Source organism: Bacillus sp. FSL W7-1360 (assembly GCF_038592975.1).
Taxonomy (GTDB): domain Bacteria; phylum Bacillota; class Bacilli; order Bacillales; family Bacillaceae_D; genus Shouchella; species Shouchella lonarensis.
In genome coordinates, this window is record NZ_CP151950.1 from 2,809,168 (window position 1) to 2,818,672 (window position 9,505).

General features: G+C 48.6%; 5 protein-coding genes, 6 tRNA genes and 3 rRNA genes. 13 read left to right on the forward strand and 1 reads right to left on the reverse strand.

Annotated elements, in window-relative coordinates; all coding sequences use genetic code 11:
- The first annotated feature begins 13 nt into the window (after positions 1 to 13).
- The 4 genes from NSQ26_RS14495 to arsC all read left to right on the forward strand — a co-directional run bounded on the left by NSQ26_RS14495 (position 14) and on the right by arsC (position 2,973).
- Positions 14 to 718, forward strand: a complete 705-nt coding sequence (locus NSQ26_RS14495; protein WP_499718686.1) for an aspartate/glutamate racemase family protein — start codon at positions 14 to 16, stop codon at positions 716 to 718.
- A gap of 128 nt (positions 719 to 846) precedes the next feature.
- Positions 847 to 1,191, forward strand: a complete 345-nt coding sequence (locus NSQ26_RS14500) for an ArsR/SmtB family transcription factor (protein WP_499718687.1) — start codon at positions 847 to 849, stop codon at positions 1,189 to 1,191.
- A gap of 37 nt (positions 1,192 to 1,228) precedes the next feature.
- Complete coding sequence (locus NSQ26_RS14505) at positions 1,229 to 2,527, forward strand: arsenic transporter (protein ID WP_499718688.1); 1,299 nt, start codon at positions 1,229 to 1,231, stop codon at positions 2,525 to 2,527.
- 26 nt (positions 2,528 to 2,553) lie between these two features.
- The gene (gene arsC, locus NSQ26_RS14510; protein WP_499718689.1) at positions 2,554 to 2,973 is read left to right on the forward strand and encodes an arsenate reductase (thioredoxin); all 420 of its coding nucleotides are present in this window, start codon (positions 2,554 to 2,556) and stop codon (positions 2,971 to 2,973) included.
- 63 nt (positions 2,974 to 3,036) lie between these two features.
- On the opposite strand, the gene NSQ26_RS14515 is transcribed toward arsC, so the two are convergent.
- Entirely contained in the window at positions 3,037 to 3,603 is a 567-nt protein-coding gene (locus NSQ26_RS14515) for an NUDIX hydrolase (RefSeq protein ID WP_499718690.1), read from the reverse strand.
- A 188-nt stretch (positions 3,604 to 3,791) separates the two neighbouring features.
- On the opposite strand from NSQ26_RS14515, the gene NSQ26_RS14520 reads away from it, so the two are divergent.
- From NSQ26_RS14520 to rrf, 9 genes are all read left to right on the forward strand, one after another.
- Positions 3,792 to 3,868 (forward strand) — tRNA-Arg (locus NSQ26_RS14520).
- Positions 3,869 to 3,877: 9 nt separating this feature from the next.
- Positions 3,878 to 3,951 (forward strand) — tRNA-Pro (locus tag NSQ26_RS14525).
- A gap of 13 nt (positions 3,952 to 3,964) precedes the next feature.
- Positions 3,965 to 4,038, forward strand: a tRNA-Gly gene (locus tag NSQ26_RS14530).
- A 55-nt stretch (positions 4,039 to 4,093) separates the two neighbouring features.
- A tRNA-Ile gene (locus tag NSQ26_RS14535) sits at positions 4,094 to 4,170 on the forward strand.
- 180 nt (positions 4,171 to 4,350) lie between these two features.
- Positions 4,351 to 5,899, forward strand: a 16S ribosomal RNA gene (locus tag NSQ26_RS14540).
- Positions 5,900 to 6,021: 122 nt separating this feature from the next.
- Positions 6,022 to 6,098 (forward strand) — tRNA-Ile (locus NSQ26_RS14545).
- Positions 6,099 to 6,114: 16 nt separating this feature from the next.
- Positions 6,115 to 6,190, forward strand: a tRNA-Ala gene (locus tag NSQ26_RS14550).
- Between the two features lie 203 nt (positions 6,191 to 6,393).
- A 23S ribosomal RNA gene (locus NSQ26_RS14555) occupies positions 6,394 to 9,329 on the forward strand.
- A gap of 60 nt (positions 9,330 to 9,389) precedes the next feature.
- Positions 9,390 to 9,505 (forward strand): 5S ribosomal RNA (gene rrf / locus NSQ26_RS14560).
- The 16S, 23S and 5S rRNA genes sit together here with 6 tRNA genes alongside, the layout of an rRNA operon.

A 9,505-nucleotide genomic window follows, 5' to 3' on the forward strand; every position in this document is an offset into this window, starting at 1 on the left:
GAGTTGAACATAGATGGACAATAAGAAAGTAACGAAACTTGGTATTTTGGCAGGGATGGGACCGCGTTCAACCACCCCTTTTCTTGAGCTTGTCTTAGATGAATGTACGCGCCAATACGGGGCGGTGTTGGACGAGGAGTTCCCTCATATTGTGATTTATTCTTTACCTACACCATTTCATCCACAAAAACCGCTTGATCATCACGGTATGATCCAGTCATTGGAAGTCGGTGTAAGTTGTTTGGTAAAGGCGGATTGTGCTGTGATGGCGATGCCATGTAATACGGCGCACCTTTTTTATACGCAAATTACTGAGATGACACCGAAGCCATTTTTAAATATGATTACCGAAACCGTCGCTGCAATGCCTGAGCAACCAGGAACGGTGGGGTTATTAGCGACGCGCAGCACGGTCGATAGCGGTTTATACGAAGCGGCGCTAAAGGCAAAAGAAAAAGTGGTTGTTATAGACGAGGAGCTCCAAACACATGTGGACAATTTAATTTGGCAAGTGAAGCAAAAAGGGGTTTGTGAAGATGTTGTTTGTTTATGGGAAGAAATAGAGGAAATGCTTTTGTGTATAGGAGTGACGGAGATCGTTGGTGGGTGTACGGATTTATTTTTTTGTCGGGAGCGGAGTGTTCTTCCTTATTATGATTCGGCACAACTGTTGGCCCGAAGATTTGTTGAGGAGTATGTGTCATTAAATGCGAAATAATAGGGGTTTTTTTCAAGGGGATGCTGGAGGTGTGCTTCTTTGAAGAAAATAAATAAGTTAATTCATATATAACTATTTACTTATATAATAAATTGGTTATATAATGAGTATTGAAAGGGGTGAGCGTAATGACTGTATCATCACATGCAACAATAGATGAGTTGTCGGCTTGCTTAAAGGTGTTGAGTGATCGCACCCGTTTACTAATGTTAAAAGTGATGACTAAAAAGGCGTATTGTGTTTGTCAGCTTGTCGAGATGTTTGAAATGAGCCAACCGGCTGTGAGCCAACATATCGCGAAGCTGAAACAGATGCACTTGTTAACTGAGAGTCGTAAGGGGCAGTGGCGTTTTTATACATTAAATAAGCAGGCGCCACAATACGAGTTGGCCATGGCGGTGCTAGAACAAATTGCAATTGATGATGTAACGTTATGCGCAGTGCTGGAAAATGAACGATCGGCTGATTGCTGATTGTTTGGAGCAAGATAAGTGAAGGGGGAGAAGATAGTTGGGAGAGGTCATATTAGCGGCGGCGATTTTTTTAATCACACTTGTGTTTGTTATTTGGCAACCGCGAAATTTAAATATTGGTTGGTCTGCTTGTGGGGGTGCGCTCATTGCGCTCTTGCTCGGTGTGGTCAATTTCACTGATATCATTGAAGTAACTGGAATTGTGTGGAATGCGACATTAACGTTTATCGCGGTCATTGTCATTTCACTCATTTTAGATGAGATTGGCTTCTTTGAATGGTCGGCGCTCCATATGACGCGGATTGCGAAAGGCAATACAGTGTTAATGTTTATTTATGTTTGTGTACTTGGATCGCTGGTCGCTGCTTTTTTTGCGAACGACGGGGCGGCGTTAATTTTGACACCGATTGTGCTCGCGATGGTGCGGGCGCTTAAGTTTGATGAGAAAATGGTGTTCCCGTTTATCATTGCGAGTGGATTTATTGCTGATACCACTTCTTTACCGCTTGTTGTAAGTAACTTAGTTAACATTGTTTCTGCGGACTTTTTTGGAATTGGCTTTGTTGAGTATGCTTCGCGGATGATTATTCCTAATTTCTTTGCCCTTGTATCAAGTATTCTTGTTCTCTATTTATATTTTAGAAAACGGATCCCGAAGCGTTATGATGGTACACAACTAAAAACACCGGGGGAAGCGATTAAAGATGTGCGGATGTTCCGGTTTTCTTGGTACGTGTTAGCGGCGTTACTCGTTGGATATTTAGTTAGTGAGTTTTTGCATATACCTGTCTCCATTGTAGCGGGCGTGATTGCCATTATCTTTGTCATTGCGGCGCGATGGAGCCCGGCGGTGAAAACGAAAACGGTTCTTGCTGGGGCGCCATGGAATATTGTCTTTTTCTCCGTGGGAATGTATGTCGTTGTCTATGGATTGCGAAACGTTGGTTTGACAGATGTATTGTCCGATGTCATTCAAGTGGTTGCTGATCAAGGAGTACTTGCAGCGACAATGGGTATGGGTTTTATTGCGGCATTCCTATCTTCTATTATGAATAACATGCCAACTGTCATGATTGATGCGATCGCAATTGCGGGGACCGATACAGCAGGCCTTACACGCGAGGCGCTTATTTATGCTAATGTCATTGGCTCGGACCTTGGTCCAAAGATCACACCAATTGGCTCTTTAGCGACATTGTTATGGTTACATGTACTGTCGCAAAAAGGGGTGAAGATTTCTTGGTGGACGTACTTTAAGACAGGTATTGTCATTACGATTCCAGTGTTGTTCTTTACATTGCTTGGGCTTTATATGTGGCTGTTAGTGATTCATTAATAATCGAAAAAAGGGAGAGTGGTATGATGGCAAAAAAAATGATTTACTTCCTATGTACTGGGAATTCGTGTCGGAGCCAGATGGCAGAAGGGTGGGCGAAAAAACATTTAGGTGAAGATTGGGAAGTGTATAGCGCAGGCCTTGAGGCACATGGGTTAAACCCGAATGCTGTACGAGCAATGAAAGAAGTTGGCGTGGATATTTCTGAACAAACGTCAGATCAAATTGATCCAAACTTGTTGGGGAAAGCAACGCTTGTCGTGACGTTGTGCGGACACGCAGCAGATAATTGTCCCGTGATACCGCCGCATGTCAAACATGTTCATTGGGGATTTGATGACCCGGCAACGGCGGAAGGAACAGATGAAGAAAAGTGGCAAGTTTTCCGCCGTGTGCGTGATGAGGTTGGTGAGCGACTGAAGCGTTTTGCGGAGATGAACGTGTGAAAACTTGATTTTGTGAAGGGCACCTTTTCTGATGTGAGGGAGAGGTGCCCTTTGATATAGCGTTTATTTTTTGAGCAATGATAGTGTGACCAGCTTTTGAATGACGTTTCTCAAGTTTTCTTCCTTGATAGAGTGGAGGTTTCGCCAGCCAGCTTTTATGCCTCTCTCGATAGGTGAGACCGGTTCATTTGTACTGGTCAGCAAATAACGGAAGTCGTAATGCAGGTGTGTTGGTTCTGCTTTCTCCTTATTAGAGGGGATTGTGTGAATATTAATATCTATAGGGCAAAGATTTTCCCTGTGCCAACAATGTAAAGCTGTCTGGATACCTGTTTCTTCTTCTACTTCTCTTTGTGCAGCGTGTAGGGGGCTTTCGCCTCGGTCAACGTGCCCACCGGGTTGGAGCCATTTTTGCAGTGTCGGGTGGAAGACCATGAGCAATCTTTCATTGGTAAATACAATACCACTGGCAGTAATGTGACCAGGGTAAGTTTTGCGCGAGACTATGTCTTTATGCCCTATCTCTACGTAGGGAATGAAGGGCTCAAGATGTGAGTGTTCATGTGGAAATTGATTTAGATAATGGTTTACTTGTTCTTCGATCGTTGTTTTATACAAAGAGGTTTGCATGACATCATCTCCAATAGGAATGTTGTATGTTTGGTCACCAATAATTATATAGAAAATAAGGCCGTTTGTATTGTGAGAGCAACATAAGGAACATTTTTAATGAAAAAGTATTGCTCGATGCATTTAGATATGTTATATTACTAGGTGTCGTCACTTACTAAGTGACTAAAACAAACGTCTAAATGTATGCGCCCGTAGCTCAATTGGATAGAGTGTCTGACTACGGATCAGAAGGTTAGGGGTTCGACTCCTCTCGGGCGCGCCATTTTAAAGACGGGAAGTAGCTCAGCTTGGTAGAGCACTTGGTTTGGGACCAAGGGGTCGCAGGTTCAAATCCTGTCTTCCCGATTTAAAAAGAGATGCGGGTGTAGTTTAGTGGTAAAACCTCAGCCTTCCAAGCTGATGTCGTGGGTTCGATTCCCATCACCCGCTCCAATGGTACTTAGTACGGTGGCTTGCTCTTTTTTTATGTCTTTTGTATCTTAAATAAGGGCCTGTAGCTCAGCTGGTTAGAGCGCACGCCTGATAAGCGTGAGGTCGGTGGTTCGAGTCCACTCAGGCCCACCAAAAAAAGTTTCAAAAAGTACTTGACGAAAATTCAGCTGTCCTGTATAGTACTAAGAGTCGCCAACAAACAGCGACAAAAGCTCATTGAAAACTAAACAATAGCCAAGCGTAAAAAGAGATCAATAGATCTCAACATGTAAGCCACAAAGAAATTTGTGCAAAATGAGCAAATCAAACACTTTAATGGAGAGTTTGATCCTGGCTCAGGACGAACGCTGGCGGCGTGCCTAATACATGCAAGTCGAGCGCACAGAAGGGAGCTTGCTCCCGGAAGTGAGCGGCGGACGGGTGAGTAACACGTGGGCAACCTGCCCCCTAGCCTGGGATAACTTCGGGAAACCGAAGCTAATACCGGATAATATATGGACCTACCTAGGTCGATATTAAAAGATGGCTTCTGCTATCACTAAGGGATGGGCCCGCGGCGCATTAGCTAGTTGGTGAGGTAACAGCTCACCAAGGCGACGATGCGTAGCCGACCTGAGAGGGTGATCGGCCACACTGGGACTGAGACACGGCCCAGACTCCTACGGGAGGCAGCAGTAGGGAATCTTCCGCAATGGACGAAAGTCTGACGGAGCAACGCCGCGTGAGTGAGGAAGGCCTTCGGGTCGTAAAGCTCTGTTGTGAGGGAAGAACAAGTACCGTTTGAATAAGGCGGTACCGTGACGGTACCTCACCAGAAAGCCACGGCTAACTACGTGCCAGCAGCCGCGGTAATACGTAGGTGGCAAGCGTTGTCCGGAATTATTGGGCGTAAAGCGCGCGCAGGCGGCTTCTTAAGTCTGATGTGAAATCTTGCGGCTCAACCGCAAGCGGCCATTGGAAACTGGGAAGCTTGAGTACAGAAGAGGAGAGTGGAATTCCACGTGTAGCGGTGAAATGCGTAGATATGTGGAGGAACACCAGTGGCGAAGGCGACTCTCTGGTCTGTAACTGACGCTGAGGCGCGAAAGCGTGGGGAGCAAACAGGATTAGATACCCTGGTAGTCCACGCCGTAAACGATGAGTGCTAGGTGTTAGGGGTTTCGATGCCCTTAGTGCCGAAGTAAACACATTAAGCACTCCGCCTGGGGAGTACGACCGCAAGGTTGAAACTCAAAGGAATTGACGGGGACCCGCACAAGCAGTGGAGCATGTGGTTTAATTCGAAGCAACGCGAAGAACCTTACCAGGTCTTGACATCCTTTGACCACCCTAGAGATAGGGCTTTCCCTTCGGGGACAAAGTGACAGGTGGTGCATGGTTGTCGTCAGCTCGTGTCGTGAGATGTTGGGTTAAGTCCCGCAACGAGCGCAACCCTTGATCTTAGTTGCCAGCATTCAGTTGGGCACTCTAAGGTGACTGCCGGTGACAAACCGGAGGAAGGTGGGGACGACGTCAAATCATCATGCCCCTTATGACCTGGGCTACACACGTGCTACAATGGATGGTACAAAGGGAAGCGAAACCGCGAGGTGGAGCCAATCCCATAAAGCCATTCTCAGTTCGGATTGTAGGCTGCAACTCGCCTACATGAAGCCGGAATTGCTAGTAATCGCGGATCAGCATGCCGCGGTGAATACGTTCCCGGGTCTTGTACACACCGCCCGTCACACCACGAGAGTTTGTAACACCCGAAGTCGGTGAGGGAACCTTTTGGACCCAGCCGCCTAAGGTGGGACAGATGATTGGGGTGAAGTCGTAACAAGGTAGCCGTATCGGAAGGTGCGGCTGGATCACCTCCTTTCTATGGAGTCATACTCTAGTCGATACGATTGTCGTAAGACATCGTAACGCTTGCGCTATTGTTTAGTTTTGAGTGAGCAACGTCATTCAAATATATGTGTAATATTTTTAATTTGTATGAATGGGCCTGTAGCTCAGCTGGTTAGAGCGCACGCCTGATAAGCGTGAGGTCGGTGGTTCGAGTCCACTCAGGCCCACCATTCTACACAAACAAGAGGGGCCTTAGCTCAGCTGGGAGAGCGCCTGCTTTGCACGCAGGAGGTCAGCGGTTCGATCCCGCTAGGCTCCACCATCTTCAAGTTATTGCGCGATCCTTCGGAATTGCGCGTTAAATGGTTCTTTGAAAACTAAATCATGAAACAACTCAAATGAGTCATGGACACGTGCTTCGCACGAAGAAATGACGTCTAGGATGAAAGAAAGCAAACTTTTTGCTTTAGCAAGACTGACAAAGTAGACAGTGGATGAAAATCCGCCGTTGAGTCTTTCGTCAGAGGATAAGGTAGAAAGGGCGCACGGTGAATGCCTAGGCACTAGGAGCCGAAGAAGGACGCGACGAACAGCGAAATGCTTCGGGGAGCTGTAAGTAAGCAATGATCCGGAGATCTCCGAATGGGGAAACCCACCATCCGTAATGGGATGGTACCCACATCTGAACACATAGGATGTGAGGAGGCAGACCTGGGGAACTGAAACATCTAAGTACCCAGAGGAAGAGAAAGAAAAATCGATTTCCTAAGTAGCGGCGAGCGAAACGGAAAGAGCCCAAACCAAGAGGCTAGCCTCTTGGGGTTGTAGGACACGCAACATGGAGTTACAAAGAAACGGCGTAAGTGAAGCATCTGGAAAGATGCGCGGTACAAGGTAACAGCCCTGTAGCTGAAACTTCGTTTCCTCCTGCGTGGATCCTGAGTACGGCGGGACACGAGAAACCCCGTCGGAATCCGGGAGGACCATCTCCCAAGGCTAAATACTCCCTAGTGACCGATAGTGAACCAGTACCGTGAGGGAAAGGTGAAAAGCACCCCGGAAGGGGAGTGAAAGAGATCCTGAAACCGTGTGCCTACAACTAGTCAGAGCCCGTTAATGGGTGATGGCGTGCCTTTTGTAGAATGAACCGGCGAGTTACGGTGTCGTGCAAGGTTAAGCATGAAAAAGCGGAGCCGCAGCGAAAGCGAGTCTGAATAGGGCGCTATAGTACGCCGCCGTAGACCCGAAACCGTGTGATCTACCCATGTCCAGGGTGAAGGTCGGGTAACACCGACTGGAGGCCCGAACCCACGCAAGTTGAAAATTGCGGGGATGAGGTGTGGGTAGGGGTGAAATGCCAATCGAACTCGGAAATAGCTGGTTCTCCCCGAAATAGCTTTAGGGCTAGCCTCGAGTGAAGAGTATTGGAGGTAGAGCACTGATTGGACGAGGGGTCCCCACAGGATTACCGAATTCAGTCAAACTCCGAATGCCAAATACTTATGCTCGGGAGTCAGACTGCGAGTGCTAAGATCCGTAGTCAAGAGGGAAACAGCCCAGACCATCAGCTAAGGTCCCAAAGTATACGTTAAGTGGAAAAGGATGTGGCGTTGCTTAGACAACCAGGATGTTGGCTTAGAAGCAGCCATCATTGAAAGAGTGCGTAATAGCTCACTGGTCGAGTGACGCTGCGCCGAAAATGTACCGGGGCTAAACGTATCACCGAAGCTATGGCAATCCCGTAAGGGATTGGGTAGGGGAGCGTTCCAAGGACAGTGAAGGTAGACCGAGAGGACTATTGGAGTGCTTGGAAGTGAGAATGCCGGTATGAGTAGCGAAAAGAGGGGTGAGAATCCCCTCCGTCGAAAGCCCAAGGTTTCCTGAGGAAGGCTCGTCCGCTCAGGGTAAGTCGGGACCTAAGCCGAGGCCGAAAGGCGTAGGCGATGGACAACAGGTAGAAATTCCTGTACCACCTCGTATTCGTTTGAACGATGGGGGGACGCAGAAAGGTAGGGAGAGCGCGCCGCTGGCTGAGCGCGTCGAAGCAGTGAGGCTGAAACGTAGGCAAATCCGCGTTTCATAAAGGCTGAGCTGTGACCGTGAAGGACCCTAGGGTCCGAAATCCCTGATCCTCCGCTGCCAAGAAAAGCCTCTAGTGAGAAGACAGGTGCCCGTACCGCAAACCGACACAGGTAGGCGAGAAGAGAATTCTAAGACGCGCGGGATAACTCTCGTTAAGGAACTCGGCAAAATGACCCCGTAACTTCGGGAGAAGGGGTGCTCTAATAGGGTGAATAGCCCGAGAGAGCCGCAGTGAAAAGATCCAAGCGACTGTTTAGCAAAAACACAGGTCTCTGCGAAGCCGCAAGGCGAAGTATAGGGGCTGACACCTGCCCGGTGCTGGAAGGTTAAGAGGAGGGGTTATCCCTTACGGGAGAAGCTCTGAATTGAAGCCCCAGTAAACGGCGGCCGTAACTATAACGGTCCTAAGGTAGCGAAATTCCTTGTCGGGTAAGTTCCGACCCGCACGAATGGTGTAACGACTTGGATACTGTCTCAACGAGAGACCCGGTGAAATTATAGTACCTGTGAAGATGCAGGTTACCCGCGACAGGACGGAAAGACCCCATGGAGCTTTACTGTAGCTTGATAGTGAGTGTTGGTATCGTTTGTACAGGATAGGTAGGAGCCTAGGAAGCCGGAGCGCCAGCTTCGGTGGAGGCATCGGTGGGATACTACCCTGACGGTACTGACATTCTAACCTCGACCCGTGATCCGGGTCAGGGACATTGTCAGGTGGGCAGTTTGACTGGGGCGGTCGCCTCCTAAACAGTAACGGAGGCGCCCAAAGGTTCCCTCAGAATGGTTGGAAATCATTCGTAGAGTGCAAAGGCATAAGGGAGCTTGACTGCGAGACCTACAAGTCGAGCAGGGACGAAAGTCGGGCTTAGTGATCCGGCGGTGCCGTATGGAAGGGCCGTCGCTCAACGGATAAAAGCTACCCTGGGGATAACAGGCTAATCTCCCCCAAGAGTCCACATCGACGGGGAGGTTTGGCACCTCGATGTCGGCTCGTCGCATCCTGGGGCTGTAGTAGGTCCCAAGGGTTGGGCTGTTCGCCCATTAAAGCGGCACGCGAGCTGGGTTCAGAACGTCGTGAGACAGTTCGGTCCCTATCCGTCGCGGGCGTAGGAAATTTGAGAGGAGCTGTCCTTAGTACGAGAGGACCGGGATGGACATACCGCTGGTGTACCAGTTGTTCCGCCAGGAGCATCGCTGGGTAGCTACGTATGGTCGGGATAAGTGCTGAAAGCATCTAAGCACGAAGCCCCCCTCAAGATGAGATTTCCCATGACGCAAGTCAGTAAGACCCCTTAGAGATGATGAGGTTGATAGGTCTGGAGTGGAAGTGTGGCGACACATGGAGCGGACAGATACTAATCGGTCGAGGTCTTATCCTAAATATTCATCCTTACATTTGAGTCCCATGATTTAGTTTTGAGAGAATCGTTCTCTCATTATCCGGTGCTTATGGCAAAGAGGTCACACCCGTTCCCATGCCGAACACGGTCGTTAAGCTCTTTTGCGTCGATAGTAGTTGGGGGCTTCCCCCTGCGAGCGTAGATCGGTGCCGGGT